The following is a 26,708-nucleotide window of genomic DNA, read 5'->3' as shown; positions in this document are numbered from 1 at the left end:
AGATGAGTCGCGTTGATCTCGATCAAAGGGTATAACAGACCATGTCCCGCATTGGAAAAAAGCCGATTGCAATTCCGGGTGGAGTAGAAGTCAAGGTTGCCGGATCAACCGTATCCGTCAAAGGCCCATTAGGCAAGCTGGATTGGTTGCTCGTGCAAGGGGTGGACGTTGTCGTCAATAATGGCCAAGTGGTTATTGGACGATCGAATGACGATCGTAAATTGAGGGCCTTGCATGGGCTGACCCGTGCGGAATTGAGCAACATGATCCACGGAGTCACCAAGGGATACGAACGTTCGCTTGAAATCACCGGAGTGGGTTACAAGACCCAAATTCAGGGTCGCACATTAAGTTTCAATGTGGGCTATATCAACCCAGTGATCTATGAGGTGCCGACGAGCATCGATGTGAAGGTGGACAAGCAAACGCTCATCAACATCAAGGGAGTTGATAAGCGCCTGGTGGGCCAGGTGGCGGCTGATCTGCGGGCCATTAAGTCGCCGGACGTCTACAAACAAAAGGGCGTTCGCTACGCGGGCGAGACATTGCGCAAGAAAGAAGGTAAGACCGGGAAATAGGAACTGGCCATGAATGCTGCAGACAAAGTTCAACAGCTTGATCGACGGCGCCGACGAGTGAGACGTACGATTTCCGGGACGGGAGAACGACCACGCCTGAACGTATTTCGGAGCGCGAACCATATTTATGCTCAAATAATCGATGACATTCGAGGCGCCACCCTGGCGGCTGCGTCATCGCTCGATAAATCATTACGGAAGTCCCTCAAGTCGACCGGTGGAATTGAAGCGGCCAAGGCGGTAGGGAAATTGATCGCCGATCGTGCCAAGGCCGCTCAGGTAAGCACTGTGGTTTTTGATCGAGGAGGCCGGATGTATCACGGCCGAATCAAGGCGCTTGCAGATGCGTCGCGTGAAGGGGGCTTGCAATTCTAGATCGGTCTGGAGACAAGGCGAGCAGAGGAAGCGTGTGATCTGTGCGCCGAACGGTAACTGAACTTAGGACTGCGGGGTAAGAGCGTGCGAGTCAATCCCGATGAGTTAAGCTTGAAGGATAAAGTCGTATTCATCAATCGCGTTGCCAAAGTGGTGAAAGGTGGAAAGCGGTTCAACTTCTGTGCGCTTGTTGTGGTCGGTGACGGCCATGGGTGGGTCGGGATAGGCAAGGGAAAAGCCGCTGAAGTCCCGGTTGCGATTTCAAAGGCCGTAGAACAAGCCAAGAAACACCTCGTTCACGTCGCACTGAAAGGCGGAACCATCCCACATGAGGTGCATGGTCTGTTTGGGGGAGAGCACGTGTTGCTTAAGCCGGCCGTCGACGGTACCGGAATCATTGCCGGGGGGGCGGTTCGTGCCGTCGTGGAGTTAGTCGGTGCGCATAATGTCATCGCAAAAACGTTAGGCCGTGGAAACCCCTTCAATGCGGTTCGCGCGACGCTAGATGGGCTTACCCAATTGAGAAACTTGGATGATGTTCTTCGCTTTCGTCGGCAAGCAGTTGCCGAAGGGCGAGAAAGGGCTACGGTTTGATGGGCTCCGCAAAGACTTCAAAAGCTCCCAATCATGATGTTCAAACTGTGCGCGTGACATTGCGACGTAGCGCCATCGGAACACCTGAACGGCATCGCCTTGTCTTGCGCGGTCTGGGTCTTCGACGTATTCGACAGACGGTTATCCATCCCGACACGCCTCAGGTGCGAGGAATGATCCGTAAAGTCGGTTATCTGCTTGAGGTTGGAAATCCATGAACCTCCATGATTTGACTCCCGCACAAGGAGCAACGAAGCGACGGAAACGCATAGGACGTGGACCTGGGTCCGGTCACGGGAAGACCGCCACGAAAGGTCACAAGGGACTGCTGGCTCGATCAGGGGGTGGCAAACGTCCAGGATTTGAAGGCGGGCAGATGCCCTTGGTACGCCGGCTGCCCAAGTTCGGGTTTACCAACCCGGCACGGACGGAATATGCCATTGTCAACATTAAGAGTTTTGAGCGGTGGGCCGGCAACGAGACGGTCACGCCACAAGCCATGGTTGATGCCGGACTAGTGAAGCGAAAAAGGTTGCCGATTAAAATTCTTGGCAATGGCGAGTTGAAGAGATCGCTCGTTGTTCAGGCGCATAAGTTCAGTAAATCGGCTGAAGCCAAGATCCAAGCGGCCGGAGGGCGAGTCGAGGTCATCGGCGGTGCTTGAACGGCTCCTGACCAGTTTTCAGAATATCTTCAAGATCCCCGAGCTGCGTACTCGTGTGCTCTTTACGCTCGGCATGCTTGTGGTGTATCGGATCGGGTCTCACATCCCGACCCCTGGTATCAACGGTGAAGCCCTTTCAGAGTTTTTGCAAAAACAGGGGGGGGCCTTGTTGGGCTTCCTCGATATTTTCTCAGGCGGTTCATTATCCCGCCTGACGATCTTTGCGCTGGGCATTATGCCCTACATCAGCGCATCGATCATCCTCCAATTGTTGACAGTCGTCATCCCGCATTTGACCAAATTGGCCAAGGAGGGCGAACGAGGTCGGAAGAAGATTATTCAATATACCCGGTTCGGGACGATCGGTATTGCCCTGATTCAGGGGTTTGGTATTGCGGTTGGATTGGAACAAATGAATCAGGGAGCGTTCGTGCTCAATGCGGGATGGGGATTTCGTCTCATGACGGTCATCACCTTGACGGCCGGCACGGGGTTCCTGATGTGGCTCGGCGAACAGATCACTGAGCGAGGGATCGGCAATGGAATCTCTTTAATCATTTTTGCCGGGATTGTCGCCAGGCTGCCTGCGGCCGTGGCGCAGACCTACAATCTGTACGAAATCGGTCAGCTCAATGCGTTTTTATTGATTGGATTGACTCTTTTGATGATCGGCGTGGTCGCCGCCATTGTTTTTTTGGAAAGCGGGCGCCGGAAAATTCCAGTGCAATATGCAAAGCGGGTGATCGGGCGACGGGTTTATGGAGGACAGAGCACGCACATTCCATTGAAGATCAATACGGCCGGGGTCATTCCGCCCATATTTGCATCGTCGATCATCGCATTTCCTGCGACCATTGCGGGGTTTTTTGAGACGCCATGGGTAAAATCGATCGGGACGCAGCTAGCTCCCGGATCGCTGCTTTACACGTTGATGTATGTGGGGCTCATCATCTTTTTTTGTTTTTTCTACACCGCAGTGGTCCTTAACCCCGTGGATATGGCCGACAACATGAAAAAGTACGGAGGTTTTATTCCTGGTATCAGGCCTGGTCAACGAACCTCCGACTATATCTACAATGTCCTCACGAAGATTACATTTGCCGGTGCCATCTATCTGGCCATCGTCTGTGTGATTCCTGAATTTCTCATTTATAAGCTGAATGTGCCATTTTATTTTGGCGGCACCTCCCTGTTGATCGTTATTGGTGTGGGTCTGGATACGGCCCAGCAAATTGAATCCCATATGTTGATGCGGAATTACGAGGGATTTTTAGGCAAGGGCATGGCTCCGTTGCGCGGGAGAAGCGGGTAGGAACATGCGGCTTGTGTTTCTCGGTGCTCCGGGTGTTGGAAAAGGTACGCAGGCTGATAAGGCCGCCGTTCAGTATCGCATTCGTAAGATTTCAACCGGTGATTTACTTCGGGAGGCGGTTCGGAATAGGACGCCCCTTGGTCTTGAAGCCAAAGAGCATATGGATCAGGGACGGTTGGTTCCAGATTCAGTCGTCATAGGACTGGTACGGGAGAAACTGGCTGATTCATCACACGCCAACGGGTTTATTCTCGATGGATTTCCAAGGACGGTTCATCAGGCCGAAGCGCTTGCGAAGGTGCTCGCTGAACGAGGCTTTCAGCTGGATCGAGTGATTCATTTCAGGGTTTCTCGAGAAGAAATTGTAAAGCGGTTGAGCGGGCGTCGGAGCTGTCCCAAGTGCCAGGCGACCTATCATGTGGGGTTTGCTCCATCCAAGAACGGCAATCTCTGTGACCGGTGTGGAGCGGCGTTGGTTCAGCGAAGCGATGATCAGCCGGAAGCGATAGAGATGCGTCTTCGTGTGTATGAAGAGCAGACAGCACCGTTGATCAGCTTTTATGAGAACAAGCATGTATTGTCGCATCTCAATGGTGCCGAAGCAGTTGAGACGGTCTATCAAAATCTCGTGAGAGAGCTGACGGCATACCAGACGGCATGATCATTCTGAAAACGCCCTCCGAGATTACGGTGATGGCAGAGGCGTCAAGAGTGGTAGCTGAAGCGCTCGCGATTGTGAGGAAAGCAGTCTGTCCAGGTATCAGCACGGAAGACTTGGACGGTATTGCCGAGGAAGCGATACGGGCCAGAGGGGCGGTTCCAGCGTTTAAAGGGTACCGGAACTATCCCAAAACTCTTTGTGCATCCGTGAACGAACAGGTCGTTCACGGTATCCCTTCGAAGCGAAAGCTAAAGGAGGGGGATATCATCGGCCTGGATCTCGGTGCTATTGTCGGTGGGTTCTACGGGGATTCTGCCGTGACGGTCGCGGTTGGGCGGATTCCAGAAGCAACAGAAAAACTGGTTCGAGTGACGGAAGAGGCACTCTATCTTGGGATCAAGCAGGCTGTGGTCGGCAACCGTTTGACAGACATTTCGAACGCTGTACAACAACATGTTGAATGCGCTGGCTTCTCGGTTGTCACGGAGTTTGTGGGGCATGGGATTGGTCGGCAACTGCATGAGGAGCCTCAAGTTCCTAACTATGGGAAACCGAGTCAGGGGCCTCGATTGCAACCAGGTATGGTTCTGGCGATCGAACCAATGGTGAACATGGGTCGGAGTGCAGTGCGTGTTCTTGGGGATCGGTGGACAGCGGTCACGGTAGATGGAAGCCTATCTGCGCACTTTGAGCATACGATCGCCGTCCAACCCAACGGAGCGCCTCGCATTTTGAGTCAATTGGAGAAAACCTAGATTCGGTTCATCAGGAAAGAATACAGCAGGACGTGGCAAAAGAAGACATTATCGAAGTCCAGGGATTGGTAGCGGAGACGCTTCCCAACGCCATGTTCCGGGTCAAGCTGGATAACGGCCATATCATACTGGCTCACATCTCTGGGAAAATGCGGATGCATTTTATCCGTATCCTTCCCGGCGATAAGGTCACGGTGGAAATGTCACCATACGATTTGACCAGGGGCCGCATCACCTATCGCTTCAAGTAACGGGAGTGGCGAATTGTTATGAAGGTCAAATCATCAGTGAAGCCTATATGTGCCAAATGCAAGGTTGTCCGTCGTCGGGGGGTCGTGCGGATTTTATGCAAAAACCCACGCCATAAGCAGCGACAAGGATGAAGAAAAGTGCCGAGCCATGAGTGCTGAGTTCTGAGCCGGCATTACACCCAGTCCCAATGAGGAGACATTTCATCACTTAGAACTCAACGCTCAGCACTCAGAACTGGAGGGGGGAATGGCACGTATTGCCGGCATCGATTTGCCACGGAATAAACGGACAGATATCGGATTGAGCTACATCTATGGAATCGGACGGATATCGGCTCAGAAGATTCTCAATGAAGCGGGAATCGATGGAGCGGTCCGGGTCAAAGACTTGAGCGAAGATAGGATCGTCAAGTTACGCGAAATCATCGAGCGTGATTACAGGGTCGAAGGAGATCTACGCAAAGAGGTGTCGCTCAATATCAAGCGGCTGATTGATACGGGGACCTATCGAGGGTTGCGCCATCGCAAAGGCCTACCTGTCCGCGGACAACGAACTAAGACCAATGCTCGGACACGTAAAGGACGGCGCGCAGGCGTCAGTAGCAAGCCGAGACCCACGGCGACCAAAGGGGCCTGAAGCACCTAGTCTGCAGAAACAGCCGAAGGAGTTCGCATGAGCGTCAAAAAAGGGAAAAAGAAGGAACGTCGGATAGTCCAAAGTGGAGTGGCACATGTTCAGGCCTCATTCAACAATACGATTGTGACTATCACCGACATGAGCGGAAACACGGTGGTGTGGGCAAGCGCAGGCAATCAAGGGTTCAAAGGATCGAGGAAGAGTACCCCCTTTGCTGCTCAACGAGCCGGAGAGGCTGCAGCGCGAAAAGCCATGGAAAGCGGGATGCGGCAAGTCGATGTGTATGTGAATGGACCAGGTTCCGGTCGCGAATCAGCGATCCGTTCACTTCAAGGAGCGGGCTTGCGGATCAATCTCATTCGCGATGTCACGCCGATTCCGCATAATGGGTGTCGGCCTCCCAAACGTCGGCGAGTGTGACCATGCATGGATGCTCAGCGTAGCTGAGCGAGATCGCAGGAGCTGTTTTCGGTGAATCACTAAGTTAGTTGCGAGGAGGGAGCAGTGGCAAAGTATCGTGGTCCAGTCTGTCGGTTGTGTCGGCGAGAAGGTGAGAAACTTTTTCTCAAAGGCACGCGTTGTATGACGGAGAAGTGCGCGGTCGAGCGCCGGAGTTATCCGCCTGGCCAACATGGGCAGGGACGACAGCGAACTTCTGACTATAGTCTGCAGCTGCGCGAAAAGCAGAAGCTGCGTCGGATCTACGGCCTTCAGGAACGCCAATTCCGCGGCGTCTTTGAACGTGCAGAACGACAGACCGGCGTCACGGGCGACGCCCTGTTGCGTTTACTCGAATGTCGCGTGGACAATGTCGCCTATCGATTAGGGTTCGGTGCATCGCGCAAGCAAGCTCGTCAGATGGTGAGTCATGGTCATTTCACCATCAACGGTAAGAAGATCACGGTGGCCGGGGCACTGGTGAAACCGGGAGATGTGATTGAAATTCGTGAACGGAGTCGGGACTTGGCCGCAATCCAGGCAGCATTGGAATCGGTTGATAGTCGAGGCATTCCTGATTGGCTTGAGCTTGACAAAGGAGCGTTCAAGGGCACCGTTCGCGCATTGCCGGCTAAGGAGCAGATCACGTTGCCGGTCAACGAACAGATGGTCGTGGAATTATACTCGCGATAGTTCGCTGTTCTGAGGTGGGTTCTTTCGAAATCGGGGTTATCTGTCGAGGTCATAGTTATTCGATGGTATGGAGGGTGGGTCATGATCAAAGCGATGAAAGACTTTCAGATCCCAATGCGGGTGGAAGTCGACAAGGATGCACATTCTCCCACATTTGGACGATTCACCACGGAAGCGTTTGAACGGGGGTTTGGCACCACGATCGGTAATGCCCTCCGTCGCATATTGTTGTCGTCGCTCACAGGGGCTGCGGTGACCACTGTGAAGATTGAAGGGGTCGTGCACGAGTTTTCGACGATTTCTGGTGTGGCGGAAGATGTCACGGCAATCATTCTGAATATCAAGAGCTTGCGTCTGGCGCTCCACACGGGTAAACCGAAAACGATACGGTTGAAAAAGAAGGGGCCTGGAGAAGCAAAGGGGTCAGACATTCTTCACGATGGTGACGTGACGATTCTGACGCCTGATTTGCACATCGCCACTCTCGACAAGGATGCGACGCTGGACATCGAGATGACAGTGAAACATGGCCGTGGTTATGTACCGGCCGAGCGTAACAAAGAAGAGGGATTGTCGATCGGGGTGATAGCCATCGATTCCATTTTCTCTCCGATCAGGAGGGTCAATTTCCATGTCGAGAATGCGCGGGTCGGCCGTATGACCGACTATGACAAACTGACGATGGAGATCTGGACAGACGGCACCATCAGCCCTCGCGACGCCCTTTCTACCGGGGCCGGGATATTGCGTGAACATCTGGATATTTTTATCAATCCTGAAGAGCGCAGCGATGGGAAGAGCGAAGCGGGCTACGAGGAATCTCAGCGGGAAGTGAACAAGAATCTTGCTCGTAGCGTGAATGAGTTGGAATTGTCCGTTCGGGCGGCCAATTGTCTGAAGAATGCGAATATCAAGACAATCGCCGACCTTGTGCAAAAGTCGGAAGGTGAGATGCTCAGGACAAAAAACTTCGGGAAAAAATCCCTCAACGAAATTAAAGAAATTCTTTCTGAAATGGGACTTTCGTTAGGAACAAAGATAGAGGCCGGGCCTCCACACAATGGAAGCCCAAAACCTGAATGACGCGTTCGAATCAAAAGGATTACCGTGCGACATAGAAAAAAGGGGCGACAACTTGGGCGGCAGACGAAGCATCGAGGGGCATTGTTTCGGAACTTAGTGACCTCGTTGTTAGACCAGGAGCGCATTGAGACCACAGGAGCCAAGGCTAAAGAGATACGAGGGTTTACCGATCGCATGATCACCCTTGGCAAGGAAGGTACGCTGCCGGCGCGCCGTCGAGCCTTAGGATTTCTTCGCAGTAAGGCCGTTGTGTCTAAGCTATTTAGTGATGTGGCGACACGATTCAAAGATCGATCCGGTGGGTACACCAGGATCATCAAAACTCGTCGCCGTATTGGCGATGCGGCTGAAATGGTTGCTATCGAATTAGTATCTCGTCAGGAACCAGCCATAAAGAAAAAGTCCGAGACTCGTACTGCTCAACCTGCATCCACCGAGGCCGGAACATCGCCGTAGTTTTTTGGTCGCGACTATTCTGCTGCCAATATCGAGACTCCCATGTGGCAACACATGGGAGTCTTTTTGTTTGTGCGCCCAGCATGGGTGATGGATAGGAGGTGCAAGTCCTCTGGGGAGTTGGTCGCAGCGATCCACACGAACCACAAGGTGACTGGCCGCAAGGTCAGCGCTGAAGGAAGTGGCTAGCCCGTCTTCCGCAGTTTGCCGTGGGAAAGTGACGCGCTTGCTCTTCTGCTGTCCTGAACGCAGCCTGATTTCAGGGCCTGCTCTCAGGCCAGGGCGTGTCGTGCAGTCCGCCCCCTTGCCCGGACGTGGGCAGCCGTCAATACTCGGCACCCATCAGGGACGACGGGCAACATCCCCGGGGTGCGTGTCGAGCGGGTGCGGCATGTGGGCGCTGGCGACCGGGGCTTGCTGCTCTGGAAGAAGCTGGGCCGGGCCGACTGCTGCCGGGAGCCTCTCCCGTCCGGTCGAGCGGAGATCCCGTGGTCGGGCATGGCCGCTCGGTTGACGCGTGCCCGGTGCTGCGCCCCGTCCTCTGAGGGGCCGATCGCCGAGTCAGGGGAGGACCAGACGGCTCGTGACGCTCGGCGGGGAGTGCCCGGAGAGACGAGCACCGAGGACCGGCTCTCGCGGGCCCTGGAGGCGCGGCGGCCACACAAGGATGCGTGTGGCCGGCCTTGACACACGCACGACGGCGAACGCGTTGGCGCCCCGTTCGGGTGTCTGTTGGCTGCCCTCCCCGCCACCGACTTTAGAACGTCGCGCGGCAGATCGGACGAGTATTGAGCCGGGCCGCCGCCCGGTTCACGGTCACCGGCAACGCGGGCGGCGGCGGAACAGACGCCCGACGCTCCCTCCCCATCACACAGAACGAAGCCCGGTCCCACTGGGCGCGTGAAACCGGCGGCCACGCCCGCCGCGGGACTGCGCGTGATCCCAAGACCGTGGGGAAGACCGCGAGCCAGCTGACCGAGGGCGAAGACCGTTTCCGTCTCGACACACACGCCGTGGGGCTGCGCCCGCTCTTCCCCCAGAACCAGGCCCGGACTCACGCCCACAGCCTGGTGGGTGTCCTGGCCCTGACGCGGTGGCGATCGCTCCCGCAGGGGATGAACGCAGCGGGGCTCGGCACGGCTCCGAGGACACGCTTCGAGGAGAGGCGGGCCCGGCAATCCCTTGCTGGGCCCCGGCCAACACGGGAGAACACCCGCCGGCTCAGGATGGGAGCGACCGCTCCCAAGGACCTGACGGGGCGGCTTCAGCGGATGACGCTGCTGCTCCCCACCCAACCCACGGGACTCGAACAGGTCATGACGACAATGGCCTGATCGTCCAGCTAACGTATGGGAAGAATGACCCCGGTTGTCAATAGTGGACGCCATGAGTTGCAGTCTCACGCCGCCGGCAGCTGACGGGCCCACTGCTGGGCAAACACCGCGGGCGAGCAATTTCCCAGCCTGGAATGCCGACGCTGACGGTTATAGAAGAGCTCGATGTACTCCGTGATCTCTCGCCGAGCCTGCTCCCGTGTTTCATACCGCCGGTGGTGCACCAGCTCATTCTTGAGCGTTCCCCAGAAACTCTCCATCGGCGCGTTATCATAGCAGTTGCCTTCCGACTCATAGACGGGGTCAGGCCGAACTGCCGCAATTGCGCTTGATAGTCCTGGGCACAATATTGAGAGCCGCGATCAGAATGATGAATGAGCCCCGGGGCCGGGCGCTTGGTGTCGAGAGCGTTCCTGAGCGCCCCCTGCACCAAGTCCGTCGTCATCCGCGCCCCCATCGCATGCCCAACCACCTCACATGTATACAGATCTTTGATCCCCGCCAGATACAACCACCCTTCTGCGGTGGGGATATACGTGATGTCGGTGACCCAGGTCTCGTTCGGGCGCGTGGCGACAAACGTTTGGGCCAAGACATTCTCCGCCACCGGCAGCGAGTGCTTTGAATCCGTCGTGGTCGTGAACCAGCGCACCTGTTTGCAACGTAGTCTCAGTTTCTTGCGTAGCCGTTTGATGCGTCCGACCCCAGCGGGGAACCCATCCTCACGCAATTCCGCTTGGAGACGTTCCGGCCCATAGGTCTGCCGGGTGCGCACATGCGCGGCCTGGATCGCCACTTCTAGGCGCGCGTTCTCCTGAGCGCGCTTCGAGGGACGGCGCGTGCGCCAGGCATAGTACCCACTTCGGGACACCTCCAGCACCCGACACAACACACTCAGGGGATACTGGGGCCGCAGCGTCCTCATGAGCGCGTACCGGGCAGCTGCGCCTTGGCAAAGTACGCGGTGGCTTTTTTTAAGATGTCGCGCTCCATCCGCGCCTCGGCCAGGTCGCGCTTCAGCCGAGAGACCTCGGCCTCCAGCTCTGTCACGGGCCGTCGGCTCTCCCCCAGCGTCGCGAGCTGACCGCGCCGGGCTCGACACACCCAGTTCTCGAGCGTCTTGCCCGACATGGCCAGGCGTCTTGCTACCTCTGGAATCGTCAACTTCTGTTCCAGGACCAGCTGCACCGCTTGCTCACGGAACTCCTTCGTATACTGCTGTCGCGGAACTCGTTCCATCTCACACCTCCAGACCTCAGATCATAGGTTGAAGGCGTCCACTTTTTCGAGCCTAGCACAGAACTCGTTGCAGCCTTGTTACCTGCGGAAGACGGGCTAACGGCTTCGAACAGGGACCTGGGGCCTCTACGCGCGTATGCTCGCTTGACCAAACCGTGGAATAGAGGAGAGTTATGCGGGATACTTCGTCGTGTCATCGGCAGGGCGTTGTCTTAGACGGTGAGTTGGATCAGGAACGGCGACCCAGCCCGGAGACGAATTCATCACTTGGATCGGTTTAGACCCAGGGCTCGCTTGAAGACCGTAGCGAATCCGAAATACCCGAAGGAATCTTTGAGGTTAGAATAGAGCCGCTTGATTGTGCCCATCTCCGCATTGGTGACATACTCCATCGTCAAAGCAATCCGCTCTTCACCTTCTCCGAGCGGCGTGACCGCATGCCAGAGCTTGTCCCCATTGAAAATCACCATATCGCCGGGTTCAGTGATCAGCTCAAGGTGGCGCGGCTGCTTGGTCGGGTGGTCTTTGAAAAGCTCACACACCAACTTGCACTGGGTTGACCGATCAACAAGCCCCATCAAGATCGTGTAACGAGCGCCCTTATAGTATGACGTATCGTAGTGGAAGCCGATATGGTCGCCCGGTTCAGTGTAGTAGTAGAGGGCGCAGGAATGGGGATCGTTGTCTGGGCAGTACATCAACTTTGCGTTAACGAGACGGTTCAAGAATTGCCTGAATGATTCAGAGCGGTAGAGGTCGAGAAAGCGGGGAGCTTTCTCCTGCACGGTATAATAACTGACGCTCCCGCCTTTCTTATGCCCAGGAATGTAGTTTCGATTGAGTTCTGCTTTCACCCCTTGAGCCTGAGGGACGAACACCTCCGCGACCAAGGCACGGGGCAGGAATTGTTTGATCACCAGGAATTCGTTTTGCTCCCAATATTCCTGGTGAAGCCGTTCGAAATCCAATCTTGCCACCGCTTGATCGACGGCTTCGACCACGGATCCCGTTTCAACTGTCATGCCTCACGCACCTCCTTGAGTCCAGATCTCAACCGTCATTTGTCAGGCGCCCATCGTGAGGCATTTCCTCCTCTACCACCGCTCGGCGCTTGACCAGTGACATGTGACGCGGTCGTCGTAGGACTAGGGTCCGTTCAACACCGGAGCCCTGACGACTTCCGCATCCGACGGTGTCTTAAAGTCGAACACCTCATTACCTAATCCCAGGTTTGGTTTCAAGTTTGAAAATTCAAAGACGGCGACATTGCCGCTGATCTCATGGAGTGACACCGTACGGATATAATGGGTTTTAGGGAAGACCTCGACGATGATTTTCTGAAGATTCTGGGCGGATTCCTGATCCTTGGCTTTGGGAATCAGCGTGATAAGGGGGATCCCACCAAGCCCCCTGCTTTTTCCAATGGTGGGTTCAACGTCAAACGACTCATCCAATTTGGCCGCTCCCTGCAACAGTTCCAACGGTGCTTTGGAGGCGGCCATCTGAGTCAATTTCCCGACCAGAACCTGCTTATGTTCGGGGACGTACACCTTCACATCTTCCTGGTTCACATAGATTTGCTCAGTCGCCGGATCCAAATAGTCCCATCGCAAGCGGCCTGGCTTTTTGATATACACCTTGCCGGCTGACGTCACGGGCCGCTCGAACCCCTCAATCTTCGTTTTCTGAGAAAAGTCGGCCTGCAGATCTTTCGTTTTTTCGTATCGAGCTTGCAGTTGCTTGACGACTTCGCGAACTTCCTGCAACGCCTTTTCATCAATCGGCCCGTCTGCCCCCCAGGCCGGCAAGACGAGCGCGACAATCAATGGAGCTGTAAGCCACCAACGCATCATGCTTCCGCTGCTTCCGCCGCTCCCACCGGACCACGCCGACCAAGCACCTCCCGACGCCCATCGCGACCCGCTGCCCCCACGATGCCCTCTGTCTCCATTTGTTCAATCATACGGGCCGCGCGAGGATAGCCGACCCGCAGTCGACGCTGAATCAACGAGGCCGATGCCTGTCCGGTTGACAGGACCAGATCTTTGGCCTGTTCATACACCTCGTCTTTGGCATCCTCCTCTGCCGCTTCCTCTATCTTCAGGGATTGCAGCTCCTGATTGTAGATCGGGAGCGCTTGTTTCTTCACAAACTCAACAACTGAACGGACATCGTCGTCCGAGACAAAAGATCCATGCAGACGAGCGAGGCGGCCGGTGCCGGAGGCCAGGTACAGCATATCGCCTCGGCCGAGGAGAGCCTCCGCTCCATTCGCATCGAGAATGGTTCGTGAGTCGGTCTTCGAAGACACTTGAAACGCGATCCGTGCAGGGAAATTCGCTTTGATCAAGCCGGTCAGTACATCGACGGACGGGCGTTGGGTTGCCAGCACCAGATGAATGCCGGAAGCCCGTGCCATCTGTGCGAGCCGGGCGATCTTATCTTCCACATCTTTCGGAGCCACCATCATCAGATCCGCCAGCTCATCGATCATGACGACGATAAAAGGCAGCGGCTCCGGCGGCGTCGGTTTTGGCTGCATGCAACCCCGTTCACCCTCGGCAATCGAGCTTTCACCGGCAGAGAGACGCTCCTCTTCTGAGAGAAACTGCATCGGGAGCTCAGTCTGCTCAACGCCCGTTAGGTGATTTTCAGCAAGCGCCTCATGCAATCCGACGACCTTGCGATTGTACGCATCGACATTCCGCACGCCAGCCTCCGCCAGCAACTTGTACCGCCGTTCCATTTCAGCAACGACCCAACCCAGCCCTCTTGCGGCGGATTTCGGCTCGGTAATCACCGGTCGTAACAGATGCGGAATTCCCTCATACGATTGGAACTCGAGCATCTTTGGGTCAATAAGCAGGAGTTTCACTTCACTGGGCTTGGCGGAAAAGAGAATGCTGAGCAACATCGTGTTCAAACTGACACTCTTCCCGGCGCCGGTGGCGCCGGCTACCAAGAGATGCGGCATCGTCTTCAGATCGGCCGTCATCGGGGCGCCGAAGATGTCCTTGCCCAACGCCAGTGTCAGTCTGGACCTTGCACGACGAAAGGCATCGCTCATGACGACTTCCTTCAGCGACACCGTCTCTCGAGACCGGTTCGGCACTTCGATCCCGACCACTGATTTCCCCGGCAACGGCGCCACGATGCGTAGACTCGTTGCCTTGAGAGCCAACGCAAGGTCATCAGCCAGATTCACGATGCGGGCCACCTTCGTGCCGGGCGCCGGCTCGAATTCGTACATCGTGACGACGGGACCGGGCCTTACTTCCGTCACGATACCCTCGATGCCGAAGCTCATCAATGCTCGCGACAAGACCTCGGACTGCGCTCTTAATTCTTCATCCGACATCCGATCCAGGGGTCCTGAAGGATCGCTTAACAGAATCTCAGGGTCAGGCAGCTGATAATCCACAGGCTCAGCCGGTGGAACAACCGGTTCCGGTTCAGTCGTTTGCGCGTCAACGGTCGCGGCTATGACAGGGAATGGCTGGATGACCGGACCCGGTGATGACGGAGTTGGGCTCGGTTCTGACCCTTCGATCCTTTCAACAGCCGACGCTTCTTCCTGGGTGACGGCGGTTGGCCTGGAAGACTTCACCCGTGACCGTCGATTGACGGACTCCTTCTGGACCTCGATTGATCGCTCAGGCATCACTGCGGACAGGCCCTCGCGGAGAACGGCCCAATGTTCCGGCATCCGACGCACGGCTTCGACCAGCGACAGAGGCGTTGTCAGAAGAAGAGACACGAGAAATCCCGTAATAATCAGGATATGGGCTCCGGTTCCGGCAAAGACGGCACGGAGCCCCTCGGCGATTGTCAGACCGACGACACCACCAGCCATCCCACGGGAAATCAACCCGCTGGTTAGTGTCGGAACCCCCGTTGTTTCAAGATGCAGAAAAGCACCTAAAAAGAATACCGCTGCTAGGGAACTGGCGGCCGTCCGTAGCCTGAGACTCACCGGCACCTGAGAGAAACAGCGAAATCCCAACCGCCCCAGCAACACGGGAAAGAGATAGGCCGCTCCACCGAGACCATAAAAAACAGCTCCGGCCAAGAGAGCTCCGAATGAACCGATGAGATTTCGAGGCGGGTCGGCGTTCGCTGCACCGGCCGCCACAATCTTCGCCTCCCCCGGTACAAATGATAAAAGGCTCAAGAGCATGAGCAAGCTCAACGCGATCAAGATCACGCCGATCACTTCGCGCTGAATATGAGAAGAGGGGGATGGGGCGCGGCGGGCTTCTCTCCGCTTAGCCCTCGTGGTGGCACCCATGCGGGGGATGCTAGCACAGGGGCAGAGTCATTTCAAACAAACGGGCATTCATGCTTCTGGTCTGGTGCGCCCTGGATAGGAAGAAATCGGGGCGTTATAACGGAACCGGTGGTGATGTATGCCGGATGATCTTGCCTTCAACCAGGTAGACCACGAGCTCGGCGATATTGGTCGCATGATCGGCCACTCGCTCGAGAGACTTGGCGATAAAGCTCAATCGAATGGCACGACTAATAGTCTCTGGCTTTTCCATCATAAAGGAGAGCAACTCTCGAAACAACTGTTCCATCAAATCGTCGACAAAATCATCATCCACGATTACTTTTCTGGCCAGCTTCGAGTCCTCTTTGACGAAGGCATCGATGCCTTCCTTCACCATCACCCGTGCAAGGCTCCCCATCCTCGGGATATCGATGTAGGGCTTGAGTTGAGGTTCTTCGTTCAGTTCGATCGCTCGCTCACAGATACTTTCCGCCAGGTCGCTGATGCGCTCGAGCTCAGTGGACAGTTTCATGGCCGTGGTCACCAACCGAAGATCGCGCGCCGCAGGCTGGTGGAGCGCTAACAACTCAATAGACGCCTCGTCGATCTCCACGTCCATTGCGTTGACCTTGTGGTCTCGTTCGATTACTCGGCAGGCCAGGGCCGCATCGCGCGTGACCAGGGCGGTCAACGCCTTATCGATCTGATCTTCGGCAAGACCGGCCATTTGCACCAGCTTCATCTTTAATTGTGCAAGTTCTTCGTCGAAATGTCGTTGTTGAACCATAGGTCACCCGAATCGCCCAGTGATGTAGTCTTCCGTTTGCTTCTTCGAAGGGTTCGTGAACAGCTGTTTTGTGAGCCCGAACTCTACCAATTGGCCAAGGTACATGAAGGCCGTCAAATCGGACACCCGTGCCGCTTGCTGCATGTTGTGCGTCACGATGACGACTGTCAACTCCTTCTTGAGCGAAAACAGCAATTCTTCGATGGTCCCCGTGGCGATCGGATCCAGCGCGGAACAGGGCTCGTCCATTAGAAGAACCTCCGGCTTGACCGCGAGGGCCCGAGCGATGCAGAGACGCTGCTGCTGACCGCCGGATAAGCCGAGGGCGCTCTTGTGAAGTCGGTCCTTCACTTCTTCCCATAAGCCGGCCCCTCGGAGACTTCTTTCGACGATCTCTGCCAACACCGTCCGGTTCTTCAAGCCTTGCAACCGAGGACCGTACTCGACATTTTCATGGATCGATTTTGGGAAGGGATTGGATTTTTGAAACACCATCCCTACACGTTTCCGAAGATCCGTGGTATCGATCATCGGGTTAAAGATATCGACCTCGTCAATGAGGATATTTCCCTTATGCCGTGCGCCCTCGATGAGGTCGTTCAAGCGGTTCATGCATCGTAACAACGTGGATTTTCCGCACCCGGAAGGCCCAATGAACGCGGTCACTTGATTCTGGGGAATATCCATGTCGATATTAAACAGGGACTGGACCGGCCCGTAGAAAAAGTTGAAGCCCTGCACCCGAAGCTTGGGCTTCTCTTGAGCACTGGGCTGATGCGGCACCTTGAAATCATCGGAGTCCATACTCTCCATCTCCAGAGTGGAAGAAGGGGGTGAGACACTGGACTTTATTTCAAACTGCTGATCCAGCATATTTCCTCCTCAGTCTATTTCTTAAAACGATGCCTGTGAGGTTAAGTATCACAACCACAAGAATCAATACCAATGTGGTGACATACACCATCGGCTTGGCGGCCTCAACGTTCGGCGATTGGAAACCCACATCATAGATATGAAACCCCAAGTGCATGAATTTTCGGTCCAAGTGTAGAAACGGCCAGATCGCGTCGATCGGCATAGCAGGGGCCAGCTTCACCACCCCGGTCAACATCAACGGAGCGACCTCGCCGGCCGCGCGAGCCATGGCTAGAATCAGTCCGGTCAGAATCCCCGGGAGCGCCGTAGGAAGGACAACCCTCCACATCGTTTCCCATTTGGTGGCACCCAACCCGACTGATCCTTCCCGGTATTCTCGCGGTACTGCAGCCAATCCCTCTTCGGTCGCGACGATCACGACGGGAACGGTCAAGAGCGCCAGCGTCAAAGAGGCCCAGAGGATGCCACCCGTTCCAAAGGTCGGAGTCGGTAATCGCTCAGAGAACCACAGCGCATCAATCGTACCGCCGACGCCATACACAAAAAATCCTAAGCCGAACACGCCGAAGACGATCGAGGGAACCCCGGCGAGATTGTTGACGGCAATCCTAACGGTCCGCACGATGACTCCCTGGGGGGCATACTCTCTGAGGTACAGGGCGCCGATGACGCCGAAGGGAGTCACAACCAAGCTCATGATGATCACCATCATGACGGTGCCGAAAATGGCCGGAAAGATCCCACCCTCCGTATTGGCTTCGCGTGGTTCCGTCGTCAAAACTGTCCAGACGTTGCCGACATAGACCCAGACCTTTTCCAAGGTCGAAAGATCGTTGGGTCTCAGGACCCGCATGACTTGGCCGAGCGACATGGATTTTTCTTTGCCATTGGCGTCGACGACGAGCAAGCTGTACTCATTCTCCGCCTCGCTCGATTCCGCATGCCGAAGCAGGGGCGGTAGGGACTGCCATACGGCATCCGCGCCATCGGCTACGACCTGGTCTTCCTCGACAAGCGTCCGCAGACGTCCATAGAAGTTACCCCACTCGCGTCGTTCCACCATGACGAGATCGACCGGCTTGGTCTGTTCAATGATCTGATCGGTATTGATCCACCGATAGTCCAACCCGTAGAGATCTCGATTGCCGATCTTTATCCTGATGCGTGGGATCCCTTTCGGACTCACTTCTTCACCGGCTAACTGGCCGATCACGTGTTTTCCGTCTTTCAGGGTCAATTCGACCAGGTCAGCTGGCCAGAAATAGCCGAAGCCGTTGATGACGATGAGAACGAGGAGTCCCCCGATCATGAGGAGCGAGAGGGAGAGTCCTGCACCGCAGCTCCAAATGAAGAGTTCGCCGCTGCCAAAAAACTGCTTGACCCACAATTTCATCGGGCCACTCTTGGTATCAGATTACCTGAGCTTTTCGCCATGAATCCTGTTCAAGTTAGAATTGACTGTATTTCTCCCTGAGTCGTTGTCGAATCAGCTCGGCTGCCGTGTTGAGGATAAAGGTGGCCACAAAGAGGAGCAGCCCCGCCAAGAAGAGTGTGCGATACAAGGTGCCACCGTGTGGGGCTTCAGGAATTTCGACTGCGATATTTGCGGAGAGGGTTCGAAACCCGTTGAAGAGGCTCCAATCCATGATCGGCGTATTGCCGGTCGCCATCAGGACGATCATGGTCTCTCCGACAGCTCGGCCAAGTCCGATCATCAGAGCCGAGAAGATGCCAGGACTGGCGGAGATGAGGACGAGATGGGCAAGTGTTTGCCATCGGGTCGCACCAAGGGCTAAGGAGCCGGCGATCAGATTCTTGGGAACGTTTGAAAGGGCCTCCTCCGAAATACTATAGATGATGGGAATGATGGCGAACCCCATGGCTACGCCGACGACGATGGCATTCCGTTGGTCATAATTTAGGCCGAGGTGCGCATCCAGCCATTTCTTATAGTTGCCATCGAAGAGGAATGCTTCCCACCACGCGTTGGTCTCAAGACAGCCCCAGACAACGGCGACGACAATCGGCATGATGAGCAACGCTTCGACGCCCGGCCGGACACGGTGGCGAAGGGAGGCCGGCAACATCAGATAAAGCGCGGCAGAAACGAGGATGGCCAAGGGAATCACATGCAGCATCCCGGCCATGGCCGGGAGGTTCCGCTCCAAAACCGGCGCAAACCAGAGTCCGGCCAGAAATCCGAGAACCACGGTGGGAAGCGCCGCCATGATTTCAATCGTCGGTTTGATCTTGGCTCGCAGGTCCGGATGCATGAACATCGCGGTGTAAATCGCCGCCAAGACTGCCAGCGGAACCGCCAGTAAAACGGCATAGAAGGTGCCCTTTACGGTACCAAAGATGAGCGGAGTCAGGCTGAACTTTGGCTCAAAGTCGTCCGACCCGCTCGAGGATTGCCAGACAAGTTTTGGTTGATCATAACCTTCGTACCAGACCGGGGAGAACAAGGTTGCCCATGTAATCTCCGGATATGGATTCGCAATGTGGTAGTGGACCAGGCGATTATCCTCAGTCAAGCCCACCAGGCCATCGGCTTTCGGAGAAAAATAGGTGCTGCGGAGCGCCCCCTGTTGTGGCGTGAGAGTCAGCAACGTTTGTTCGGACGTCGAGTGATGCAACCGGATTTCTCCCCCGGCATCGGTGGTGATGAATCCCTTATCCCGTTGGGAAATCGTGATGTCGGTGACCGCGCTCAGATGAGGGGTAAACAGATGGATGGGTTTCATCTGGGTGACATTCGTTCCAGGATGCTCGCGCACAGGCATCCACACGGTAAGCTGTCCCGAGGCGCTCCCGACGACGAGCGATCGGTCGCCCATCAAGTAAGCGAGCGCGGTAATGGCCTCCTCTCGCTCGGATGCCTGTGTCGTCTCGGTCAAAACAGGCTGCGCTGGTGTCCGTACGTCCAGTTGGTACAGTTTGCCCTCTGCTGTTCCCACCGCAAGAATCTCCGCCCGACTCCCGAGCGTAAGTGCGGTGATCCGGCCTGGTACAGTGGACGTGAGGTCGACTTGCGTGATAGAGGCAGCGGCCGTGCCATCCGGGCGCGATGTTGTTCGGCTCGTGGTCAGCCAGAGATGTTGGTCTTGCAGCAGTGCCGCGACCCGAACATCGGATTCCGTCCTCTGGTAGGCCATTTTGGTGATCGCTTGTGGAGTCGGTGTGGCAACGATCGGTACCCCGACCGTGACGGACGGAGAGATCGTGCGATCGTTGCCTTTGAACTCATGGGTAAAGTCGATCGTCACAGGGATGACACGCCCGTCCCCCGTACCCATGGCGAGGGAGTGCCCCTTCCCGAAAGCTCGCGCTACCGCTGTGACGGAGCCGTCCGGCAACAAACCTCGCGAAGGAATTGTTGATACGGGGGATGTGGCTCCTCCTAAGAAGACAAACTCCAAGGAGTCACCGCGTAGCACATAGGCGAGTTCTTGCTGTTCGTCGATGCCGGTGAGGGCTGAGGTCGATGGCCGCTCAAGCGGAGAGAGTGAAATGGGTTCGGTCGAGGTCGCGTGGGGCGCTTGAAAGAGTGGGATGACTTCTCCCACCAGAAAGACACACATCCCCAGAATGCAAAGGATGATGCTGATCCCGCCTGTCTTGATGATTAAACGTGTGAACTTATCCGTGATTGATCTGATTTGGCGTCGACTGAACAGTCCACCCACAAGAGCCTGGGTCGGAATTGAACCCCAGCCTGAAGCATGCTCTCCTTGGGTAGCGGGTGTCGAACTGAATGGCGGTATGTTCATGATCTAACTGCGGTTTCTCTCCCAGACGTTGTCACCTCGCCATCCGTTGAGTACTTCTCCCAGGATCGTGCACGACCTCACACTCTTCATTGCTGATCCTTACCAGATCGAGGCTTAAAACCTATTCGACTTTTACCACTTCCTTTTCAATCAGAGATTGTGGGAGAGGGAAGAAACCATCCTTAATGACGATGGCTTGCCCTTCTTTGCTATAAACAAACTTGATGAACTCCTTCACGAGCGGATCGAGCGGCTTGTTGGGTGCTTTGTTGACGTAGATCAGCAGATGACGCCAGAGTGGATACGACCCGTTCAGGGCATTCTGCTGCGTCGGAGCAATGAAGGGCGCTCCTTCTTTTTCAGCCACGGGGATAGCTCGCACACCGGACGTCATATAGCCGATACCACTGTAGCCGATCCCCGCTTGATCCTCTGTGACCCCCTGCACCACCGATGCAGAGCCGGGCTGTTCTTTGACTTCATCCTTGAAGTCGCCGTTTTTCAGCGCATACTCCTTGAAAAATCCGTAGGTGCCGGAAGCCGAGTTACGGCCATAAAGACTAATCGGAGAATCCGCCACTTCTCCAGTAATTCCCAACTGAGCCCACCGTTCGAAGTTTGCTGAAGCCCCAAGCCGACGAGTTTTGGAGAAGATCGCATCGATCTGCGCCATCGTGAATCCCTGGACAGGGTTGTCTTTGTTCACGTAGACGGCAAGCGCATCGATAGCCACAGGGAACGCGGTAGGTTTATATCTGAACTTTCTTTCGAAGGAATCGGCCTCGGTGTTTTTCATCGTACGGGACATCGGCCCAAGTTGCGCTGTGCCTTCGATCAAGGCCGGAGGCGCGGTGCTTGAGCCCTTCCCTTCGATTTGTATTTTGACGCTTGGATATTGCTTGCGAAAGCCTTCGGCCCAGAGCGTCATAAGATTATTAAGCGTGTCCGAACCAATGCTGTTGAGATTGCCCGATACCCCGCTGACCTTGACATACCCTTTCAAGGCTGTGTCCAACACGATCACGTCATCGGCATAGGCCGGAGGGAATCCCGAAGCAAGGGCTCCTAGCAGGGCGAAGCCACACAGACTGAATCGTTTGGCTGATATTTTCATCGACACTCCTTTCATCGTTTCCTGGTGGTAAGGAGGAGCGTAATCCTAGTGCCCAAGCGTTACACGAGCATTACCACCGTGTTACCACGGTGTTACGTCGATCTAATTTTGACGCTCAGATACCCCCAAACACGGACTGTTCTACCAGGTCCGTACAAGGAAATATCCTCAGTAGTTCCACTGCAGCTGAGTACGGATAATGTTCCCTTCCTGAGTTCCATATGGGGCCGTTCGCGTATTCGTTCGTTCGGTGTTGGCCCATGCGATCGTGAATTCCAGGGCCTTAACGATTTGCCACTCGACCCCGAGTTCCCATTCCCGAACAACGGTGGACGGTGCATTGGTCCGGTTCTTCCTCCCGCCGTCGTATTCTTGCCAGCGCACATAAGGTGTCAGGTGGGTCAACCAGGGCTTATTTACTTCCCACCTATACATCCCCATGACGTAGCCGCCCTGGAGAGTGCTGTCTTCAATCGCATTTTCGGCTTCGTTCAACCGTGGACCACGGCCCCAATTCCATTCCACTTGGATACCCACGGGTTGAGGAAAGAGCACAAAATGCACGGCGACCCGCTCGTCCAGGTAACTCCCGTTATCTTCTACCCTTGGAACACCGGGGAGGCCGGTACCTGACACAGCGGGATTGAACGTCCCACGGAACGCATCCGCGCCGAACTGGATGATCTGCCCATATGGCAATTCAAGGGGATAGGTGGAATGCACGATGAGATGTTTATTATCATTGCGTTCCGAGATATTGATGCCTTGACCGTTATAGACGCCGATACCGAAGACGCCGTAGTCGCCGGCGCCTTTGAGACCCGAATCGACAAGTCTTCTGAATAATTTTCTGGTTTCAGCCGGCGAATAATAAATGAACAATCCGAGGTCCCGCTCTCCCGGCACCGCGCTATTAAGCGCGTCGCTCCGGTCGAAGGGGGCGCGCTGTTGGGAGGACTGCATATTTTCAAAGCCAAATGGGACCTTCGATAGCCCTGCTCGAATCCGCAGTTCTTTTGGCGCTAGGTGGGGTAAGGGGAGAAAGATATCGGCATAGGCGTCGCGAAGTTGGACAAAGTTATTGCCTGCGTCTCCCGTCACGCCCGAAAGAGAGGCGGAGAAATCCGGCTGAATATAGACGGACAACCAATCGGTAACATCACCTGAAAAAACGAGGCGCATGCGGCGAAGCGTGAAGCCCGAAGGGTCATTGATGGTGGCATCAGAATCATCGAAGACGATATCTTTATTGTCAGGGAGGTAACTATAGCGAAATTGCGTATAGCCTCGTATGCTGAGTTTGTCGTACCATCGTTCTGTCGTCGGCCGCTGTTGAATAATCCCTTCTTCTCTTTCCCGATCGGCTTTCAGCTTGACCCATTCTTCCTTCGTGATCTGCCCCTTCTCATAGAGCAGATCCTCCAGGCTGGCTTGGGCCACATTGGCATTACAGACCAACCAGAGACCGATCACACACATACCGACCGCAAAGCACCATCCCTTCATTACAATTCCCTCCATTTCCTAGTTGGTTCTGTAGTTCATATTCGCACTGTGCCAGATGTGCGAGATCACACGATCTGGGACAGGTATAGGGAGCAATGGTTAAGATGGCACTACGAAATTGTTACTGATTTGTTAAATCAGCTACGATTTGATGAGTAGGAAGGCGGGAGAGTGCTGGCCCGGCGATTCATCATGACAAATCAGTGGTGTGTTTGCTCAATTGATGGGGCACCTGCCGCTGCATACGCTGCGGCGCTGTGTCGCACGTTATCCGGGCCGCTACACGACACTGACGTTCTCGCATCTCGATCAGTTCCTGGCGATGGCGTTTGCGCAGCTCACCTTTCGCGAGAGCCTGCGCGACATCGAGACGTGCCTGCGCGCCCATTCAAGCAAACTGTATCACCTCGGCATTCGCGGCAGCATCACGCGAAGCACGCTCGCCGACGCCAACGAGAAACGGGATTAGCGCATCTGTCGCGATCTGGCCTTGAGTCTCAATGCCTTCGAGGCGGGAAGCTTCTACGTGATGGATCGCGGCCTTCTCGACTTTGGGAGGCTGCATGCCCTGCATCGGGCGGAGGCGTTCTTCGTCATCCGCGCCAAGTCGAATCTTCAGCATCGAAGGCGATGGGCAACTCATAGTAGGCGATACCGTTCTTCTGGCAAAGAGCCAGTTCTTCCTTCAAAATTGGCCGAGAGGCATCGGCGATATCGATCTCGCCTCGACAGAAGTTTTTGAATCCGCCGCCTGTCCTCGCAATGCCAGCGGTCACTCGAATCTTCCCGCGATTGGCATTCCGAAATTCTTCCGCCACCACTTCGGTTAAGGGATACACGGTACTTGAGCCATCCACCTTGATCATGGCCGAGTGCTCTGGCTGTGTTGGATGACTTGCCAGAACAAAAGTCGCCCATAAGCCGGCCACGATCATACACCGCAAGTATTTCATAATCAGCATTCTCTCCCCCTTTGATTCAGATAGCGCAATAATATATTCATTCAGTTCCGTGACATCTTCCCACTGACCTCTAGTTTTGAGAATAAGCCGTCAAATCTTTTCCCCATCTCATCCATGTAGTATTGGATAAACGCCTCTTCTTCCTGTGAGAGCGGGGAGTCGAATGAGTGCTTGGAAAGAAGACGTTCGCAGCTACGGCCATAATCTTGAACGACTTGCCGAATGGAAAACATGGAATCGCTCCTTTCTGTTCGATGGGCCTTGAAGTGATGTGTGATCGGCATCATGACGGTCGAAGAATTGAAAACCGGGTTGGTGATGTTCGCGATAACCACGTACGTCCGGCGCTATCGTTCACCTTCTTGTGCGATGAGCTTACGGCTCATTGATTTCGGCGCCGTCACTGGTGCGTCAACTCTGGGTTAACTCAACACTGAACATAGGGGGAGAATTTTGTGTCCAGCGAACGGTAGAACATTTAGTGACTTGTAAGAGAATTTACGAGGCCGTAACATGGAGGCCTCATCCCGTTAATCGTAGAAAGGCAGTCTAGTATCTTGCCCTCAGGAGCTAAGGATGGATAGAATGAAGAACTCTGGTGTGATCCTTCTCTTTGGCGTCGCTCTCCTACTTTCCCTTACGGCTTGCCAGAATCGACCTTTTCCAACCCTGGCCATGTACGAGGATCCATCGCGTTTTGTCCGACTTGAAGTAGATCCTACAGTGGGGGGGAGTCATTCTCACCCGGCCGACATCACGACTGATAGGATGGCGGCTGTTCTATCGGGCGTGATAATCGACGACGCGCGCCTCCGCATTCCATCCTTGCCCTTTACGAGCAAGGACGAGGAGCCGCCACGGCATCCGGCATTCACCGAAGCCGAAATCAGATTCCTTGCTCCCTTAGTCGCAAAAGGTCTGGGGACGGCGACATCCGAGGAAATCGTCACCTTTTATCAATCCACTCAGCAGACCGCGCGCAATAAAATAGTGACCTCCGGCGGGATCTTTATCGATGGCGACGAGCTACACCTCATATTCGGCAACTATCGTTCCCAGACCAACTATGCGTCGGACCCTGGAATCGGGGCCGCGATCGATGGACAATCGAGGCCGCTGCAGCCCATTGCCCCTCAGGAAACGACACTTTATTTCGAACCGACCGCGGCTGTTGCCCCCTCACGAGAAGGCATCTTGAGCAGACTGTTCCGACCAGACCGACGAGAGATAGTCGTACTGTTTAAGAAGCTACCAAGTAGAGCTTCAGACGTAGGCCACAAACCAGATTGACTGCCTGCTGAAGCTAATCCGGTCTCTCCTGCTCGTTCTCTCTCTGCTTGGTAAACAAACCATCAATAGGAGAAGCGTGGGGGGGCCAGAAGCCGGCTAGGGATGAAGCTCGGTTAAGAAAATGTACACCATGGCCTACTACGGCTTCGGAACGGGTTTATACGGCTGGTCTTTCGAATCTCCTTTTGGAAGTTCACGGCGCAGCTGTTCTACCTGATCTTGCAACTGCTGCGTACGCTTATTCTGCTCATCAAGCCGAATTTTGAGGTCTTCATTGGCACCGGAGAGTTCTCGAATTTGGAGTTGCAGATCATCAGGCGAGGCACTGCCCTGACGGCTTTCTGGTGGCACTGCGGCAGGCTGGGGGACTGGTGTCATCGTTCCCGCTTGATTCATGCGCCCAGCTGGAATCTTCTCCGTCTGAGCCAGAATCTCTTTGACAACTAGAGAAATATGAACCCTCTCGAAGTGCGCCCATCGTGGCACTTCGAGATCCGGAACGGTTGCCGCGCGAGCTGGACGAGTCACCCACAGTTTCATGCCTTTGGTATCCCGAAGATCTTTATGCGCCGAATCCTCCCCCCCGCCGGTGTCGGTACGAATAAAGGAAGAATGGTCTTTCAGGACCACATGGAGATAGCGCCCACGAAAAAACAAGAAGCCGACCGTTCGATCCTCACTATAGGTCACGTCCGGCTTCGGCAGCGAGAAAGACACTCGCTCCGTGGGATGCGCCTCACGGAAGGCCGTGGCGAGATGTGCCGAAATTACCGATAACTCTTTGGGCGTGAAAAGTGGGACCGGTTGAGGGTTTATGAGCAGTCCAACAATGGTCCCACTATACCCACTGACCTGAAGGACCTGAAGCAGCGATTCGAGTTCTCTGGGAGTTAAATCCATCGGATGATTGTTCAAAACCGTCTGGCTGGACGGGCGCACTGAGGGGTCACCTTCAATACCGATCCTGATGCCCTCTCGGTCATACACCAATCGTCCATGCTGAAAAAGGGGGTTAAAAAGGGCGCAGCCAGATAGATTTCCGATTGTGAGGATCAGCGACAAA

At 55.2% G+C, this 26,708-nt stretch carries 27 protein-coding genes and 2 pseudogenes; 17 read left to right on the top strand and 12 right to left on the bottom strand.

Translation table 11 applies throughout. From position 1 onward, the window contains the following. Window positions 1-41 precede the first annotated feature (41 nt). The 15 genes from rplF (at window position 42) to rplQ (ending at window position 8,497) form a co-directional block, all read left to right on the top strand. Complete coding sequence (gene rplF, locus P0120_08600) at window positions 42-578, top strand: 50S ribosomal protein L6 (GenBank protein ID MDF0674384.1); 537 nt, start codon at window positions 42-44, stop codon at window positions 576-578. 9 nt (window positions 579-587) lie between these two features. Beyond that, window positions 588-953 carry a 50S ribosomal protein L18 gene (rplR, locus tag P0120_08595; protein ID MDF0674383.1) on the top strand — a complete coding sequence of 122 codons (366 nt, stop codon included), beginning with the start codon at window positions 588-590 and terminating at the stop codon, window positions 951-953. A gap of 84 nt (window positions 954-1,037) precedes the next feature. Continuing rightward, a complete protein-coding gene (rpsE, locus tag P0120_08590) occupies window positions 1,038-1,547 on the top strand; it encodes a 30S ribosomal protein S5 (GenBank protein ID MDF0674382.1) in 510 nt (169 codons plus the stop codon). Beyond that, window positions 1,547-1,765, top strand: coding sequence for a 50S ribosomal protein L30 (rpmD, locus tag P0120_08585; GenBank protein MDF0674381.1), 219 nt, complete (start codon window positions 1,547-1,549; stop codon window positions 1,763-1,765). Before rpsE ends, rpmD begins: the two co-directional genes overlap by 1 nt. Next, complete coding sequence (rplO, locus tag P0120_08580; protein MDF0674380.1) at window positions 1,762-2,211, top strand: 50S ribosomal protein L15; 450 nt, start codon at window positions 1,762-1,764, stop codon at window positions 2,209-2,211. Before rpmD ends, rplO begins: the two co-directional genes overlap by 4 nt. After that, window positions 2,204-3,523, top strand: a complete 1,320-nt coding sequence (gene secY, locus P0120_08575; protein ID MDF0674379.1) for a preprotein translocase subunit SecY — start codon at window positions 2,204-2,206, stop codon at window positions 3,521-3,523. The genes rplO and secY overlap by 8 nt, the downstream gene beginning before the upstream one ends. Window positions 3,524-3,527: 4 nt before the next feature. Then, window positions 3,528-4,184: an adenylate kinase gene (locus P0120_08570; GenBank protein ID MDF0674378.1), complete on the top strand. Its 657-nt coding sequence runs from the start codon at window positions 3,528-3,530 to the stop codon at window positions 4,182-4,184. Continuing rightward, the gene (map, locus tag P0120_08565; protein MDF0674377.1) at window positions 4,181-4,939 is read left to right on the top strand and encodes a type I methionyl aminopeptidase; all 759 of its coding nucleotides are present in this window, start codon (window positions 4,181-4,183) and stop codon (window positions 4,937-4,939) included. The genes P0120_08570 and map overlap by 4 nt, the downstream gene beginning before the upstream one ends. Window positions 4,940-4,971: 32 nt before the next feature. Further along, entirely contained in the window at window positions 4,972-5,190 is a 219-nt protein-coding gene (infA, locus tag P0120_08560; protein MDF0674376.1) for a translation initiation factor IF-1, read from the top strand. An 18-nt stretch (window positions 5,191-5,208) separates the two neighbouring features. Then, a complete protein-coding gene (gene rpmJ, locus P0120_08555) occupies window positions 5,209-5,322 on the top strand; it encodes a 50S ribosomal protein L36 (GenBank protein MDF0674375.1) in 114 nt (37 codons plus the stop codon). Between the two features lie 115 nt (window positions 5,323-5,437). Further along, window positions 5,438-5,827 (top strand): 30S ribosomal protein S13, encoded by a 390-nt coding sequence (gene rpsM, locus P0120_08550; GenBank protein ID MDF0674374.1) that lies wholly within the window; start codon window positions 5,438-5,440, stop codon window positions 5,825-5,827. Window positions 5,828-5,863: 36 nt separating this feature from the next. Beyond that, the gene (gene rpsK, locus P0120_08545; protein MDF0674373.1) at window positions 5,864-6,247 is read left to right on the top strand and encodes a 30S ribosomal protein S11; all 384 of its coding nucleotides are present in this window, start codon (window positions 5,864-5,866) and stop codon (window positions 6,245-6,247) included. Window positions 6,248-6,331: 84 nt separating this feature from the next. Then, entirely contained in the window at window positions 6,332-6,958 is a 627-nt protein-coding gene (rpsD, locus tag P0120_08540; protein ID MDF0674372.1) for a 30S ribosomal protein S4, read from the top strand. An 81-nt stretch (window positions 6,959-7,039) separates the two neighbouring features. Then, complete coding sequence (locus P0120_08535) at window positions 7,040-8,041, top strand: DNA-directed RNA polymerase subunit alpha (protein MDF0674371.1); 1,002 nt, start codon at window positions 7,040-7,042, stop codon at window positions 8,039-8,041. A 24-nt stretch (window positions 8,042-8,065) separates the two neighbouring features. Continuing rightward, window positions 8,066-8,497, top strand: coding sequence for a 50S ribosomal protein L17 (gene rplQ / locus P0120_08530; GenBank protein MDF0674370.1), 432 nt, complete (start codon window positions 8,066-8,068; stop codon window positions 8,495-8,497). A gap of 1,399 nt (window positions 8,498-9,896) precedes the next feature. Here rplQ and P0120_08525 read toward each other — a convergent pair. From P0120_08525 to P0120_08480, 10 genes and pseudogenes are all read right to left on the bottom strand, one after another. Beyond that, window positions 9,897-11,070: pseudogene (locus P0120_08525) on the bottom strand (IS3 family transposase). Window positions 11,071-11,333: 263 nt separating this feature from the next. Further along, window positions 11,334-12,092 carry a 2OG-Fe(II) oxygenase gene (locus P0120_08520; GenBank protein MDF0674369.1) on the bottom strand — a complete coding sequence of 253 codons (759 nt, stop codon included), beginning with the start codon at window positions 12,090-12,092 and terminating at the stop codon, window positions 11,334-11,336. A gap of 123 nt (window positions 12,093-12,215) precedes the next feature. Next, window positions 12,216-12,923, bottom strand: a complete 708-nt coding sequence (locus P0120_08515) for an outer membrane lipoprotein carrier protein LolA (protein MDF0674368.1) — start codon at window positions 12,921-12,923, stop codon at window positions 12,216-12,218. Further along, entirely contained in the window at window positions 12,920-15,358 is a 2,439-nt protein-coding gene (locus P0120_08510) for a DNA translocase FtsK 4TM domain-containing protein (GenBank protein ID MDF0674367.1), read from the bottom strand. Before P0120_08510 ends, P0120_08515 begins: the two co-directional genes overlap by 4 nt. 94 nt (window positions 15,359-15,452) lie before the next feature. Continuing rightward, window positions 15,453-16,127, bottom strand: a complete 675-nt coding sequence (phoU, locus tag P0120_08505; protein MDF0674366.1) for a phosphate signaling complex protein PhoU — start codon at window positions 16,125-16,127, stop codon at window positions 15,453-15,455. 3 nt (window positions 16,128-16,130) lie between these two features. Next, on the bottom strand, window positions 16,131-16,931 hold the full coding sequence (gene pstB / locus P0120_08500; GenBank protein ID MDF0674365.1) for a phosphate ABC transporter ATP-binding protein PstB: 801 nt from the start codon (window positions 16,929-16,931) through the stop codon (window positions 16,131-16,133). A 49-nt stretch (window positions 16,932-16,980) separates the two neighbouring features. After that, window positions 16,981-18,396, bottom strand: coding sequence for a phosphate ABC transporter permease PstA (pstA, locus tag P0120_08495; GenBank protein MDF0674364.1), 1,416 nt, complete (start codon window positions 18,394-18,396; stop codon window positions 16,981-16,983). Window positions 18,397-18,451: 55 nt separating this feature from the next. Beyond that, entirely contained in the window at window positions 18,452-20,773 is a 2,322-nt protein-coding gene (locus P0120_08490) for an ABC transporter permease subunit (protein ID MDF0674363.1), read from the bottom strand. Window positions 20,774-20,894: 121 nt separating this feature from the next. Next, the gene (locus P0120_08485) at window positions 20,895-21,887 is read right to left on the bottom strand and encodes a phosphate ABC transporter substrate-binding protein (protein ID MDF0674362.1); all 993 of its coding nucleotides are present in this window, start codon (window positions 21,885-21,887) and stop codon (window positions 20,895-20,897) included. Window positions 21,888-22,055: 168 nt separating this feature from the next. After that, on the bottom strand, window positions 22,056-23,393 hold the full coding sequence (locus tag P0120_08480) for a porin (GenBank protein ID MDF0674361.1): 1,338 nt from the start codon (window positions 23,391-23,393) through the stop codon (window positions 22,056-22,058). Between the two features lie 208 nt (window positions 23,394-23,601). Here P0120_08480 and P0120_08475 point away from each other — a divergent pair. Then, window positions 23,602-23,856, top strand: a pseudogene (locus tag P0120_08475) (DUF4372 domain-containing protein). A gap of 130 nt (window positions 23,857-23,986) precedes the next feature. On the opposite strand, the gene P0120_08470 reads toward P0120_08475, so the two are convergent. Next, window positions 23,987-24,346, bottom strand: coding sequence for a substrate-binding domain-containing protein (locus tag P0120_08470; GenBank protein ID MDF0674360.1), 360 nt, complete (start codon window positions 24,344-24,346; stop codon window positions 23,987-23,989). 594 nt (window positions 24,347-24,940) lie between these two features. Between P0120_08470 and P0120_08465 the strand changes: the two genes are divergently transcribed. Then, complete coding sequence (locus P0120_08465) at window positions 24,941-25,645, top strand: hypothetical protein (GenBank protein ID MDF0674359.1); 705 nt, start codon at window positions 24,941-24,943, stop codon at window positions 25,643-25,645. A 138-nt stretch (window positions 25,646-25,783) separates the two neighbouring features. Here the strand turns inward: P0120_08465 and P0120_08460 are convergent, their stop codons facing one another. After that, window positions 25,784-26,632 (bottom strand): hypothetical protein, encoded by an 849-nt coding sequence (locus P0120_08460; GenBank protein ID MDF0674358.1) that lies wholly within the window; start codon window positions 26,630-26,632, stop codon window positions 25,784-25,786. Between the last annotated feature and the right edge of the window lie 76 nt (window positions 26,633-26,708).

This window comes from Nitrospira sp. (assembly GCA_029194675.1).
Lineage (GTDB): Bacteria > Nitrospirota > Nitrospiria > Nitrospirales > Nitrospiraceae > Nitrospira_D.
The sequence above is the reverse complement of the archived record's forward strand: the minus strand, read 5'-3'. Positions and strand labels throughout refer to the sequence as shown.

Bases quoted from the DNA above. Each gene is read 5' to 3' on its own strand.
- rplF (MDF0674384.1), top strand. From the start codon at position 42: ATGTCCCGCATTGGAAAAAAGCCGATTGCAATTCCGGGTGGAGTAGAA.
- rplR (MDF0674383.1), top strand. From the start codon at position 588: ATGAATGCTGCAGACAAAGTTCAACAGCTTGATCGACGGCGCCGACGA.
- rpmD (MDF0674381.1), top strand. From the start codon at position 1,547: ATGGGCTCCGCAAAGACTTCAAAAGCTCCCAATCATGATGTTCAAACT.
- rplO (MDF0674380.1), top strand. From the start codon at position 1,762: ATGAACCTCCATGATTTGACTCCCGCACAAGGAGCAACGAAGCGACGG.
- P0120_08570 (MDF0674378.1), top strand. From the start codon at position 3,528: ATGCGGCTTGTGTTTCTCGGTGCTCCGGGTGTTGGAAAAGGTACGCAG.
- map (MDF0674377.1), top strand. From the start codon at position 4,181: ATGATCATTCTGAAAACGCCCTCCGAGATTACGGTGATGGCAGAGGCG.
- rpmJ (MDF0674375.1), top strand. From the start codon at position 5,209: ATGAAGGTCAAATCATCAGTGAAGCCTATATGTGCCAAATGCAAGGTT.
- rpsM (MDF0674374.1), top strand. From the start codon at position 5,438: ATGGCACGTATTGCCGGCATCGATTTGCCACGGAATAAACGGACAGAT.
- rpsK (MDF0674373.1), top strand. From the start codon at position 5,864: ATGAGCGTCAAAAAAGGGAAAAAGAAGGAACGTCGGATAGTCCAAAGT.
- P0120_08535 (MDF0674371.1), top strand. From the start codon at position 7,040: ATGATCAAAGCGATGAAAGACTTTCAGATCCCAATGCGGGTGGAAGTC.
- P0120_08520 (MDF0674369.1), bottom strand. From the start codon at position 12,092: ATGACAGTTGAAACGGGATCCGTGGTCGAAGCCGTCGATCAAGCGGTG.
- P0120_08515 (MDF0674368.1), bottom strand. From the start codon at position 12,923: ATGATGCGTTGGTGGCTTACAGCTCCATTGATTGTCGCGCTCGTCTTG.
- P0120_08510 (MDF0674367.1), bottom strand. From the start codon at position 15,358: ATGGGTGCCACCACGAGGGCTAAGCGGAGAGAAGCCCGCCGCGCCCCA.
- phoU (MDF0674366.1), bottom strand. From the start codon at position 16,127: ATGGTTCAACAACGACATTTCGACGAAGAACTTGCACAATTAAAGATG.
- pstB (MDF0674365.1), bottom strand. From the start codon at position 16,931: ATGGACTCCGATGATTTCAAGGTGCCGCATCAGCCCAGTGCTCAAGAG.
- pstA (MDF0674364.1), bottom strand. From the start codon at position 18,396: ATGAAATTGTGGGTCAAGCAGTTTTTTGGCAGCGGCGAACTCTTCATT.
- P0120_08490 (MDF0674363.1), bottom strand. From the start codon at position 20,773: ATGAACATACCGCCATTCAGTTCGACACCCGCTACCCAAGGAGAGCAT.
- P0120_08485 (MDF0674362.1), bottom strand. From the start codon at position 21,887: ATGAAAATATCAGCCAAACGATTCAGTCTGTGTGGCTTCGCCCTGCTA.
- P0120_08480 (MDF0674361.1), bottom strand. From the start codon at position 23,393: ATGAAGGGATGGTGCTTTGCGGTCGGTATGTGTGTGATCGGTCTCTGG.
- P0120_08470 (MDF0674360.1), bottom strand. From the start codon at position 24,346: ATGAAATACTTGCGGTGTATGATCGTGGCCGGCTTATGGGCGACTTTT.
- P0120_08465 (MDF0674359.1), top strand. From the start codon at position 24,941: ATGAAGAACTCTGGTGTGATCCTTCTCTTTGGCGTCGCTCTCCTACTT.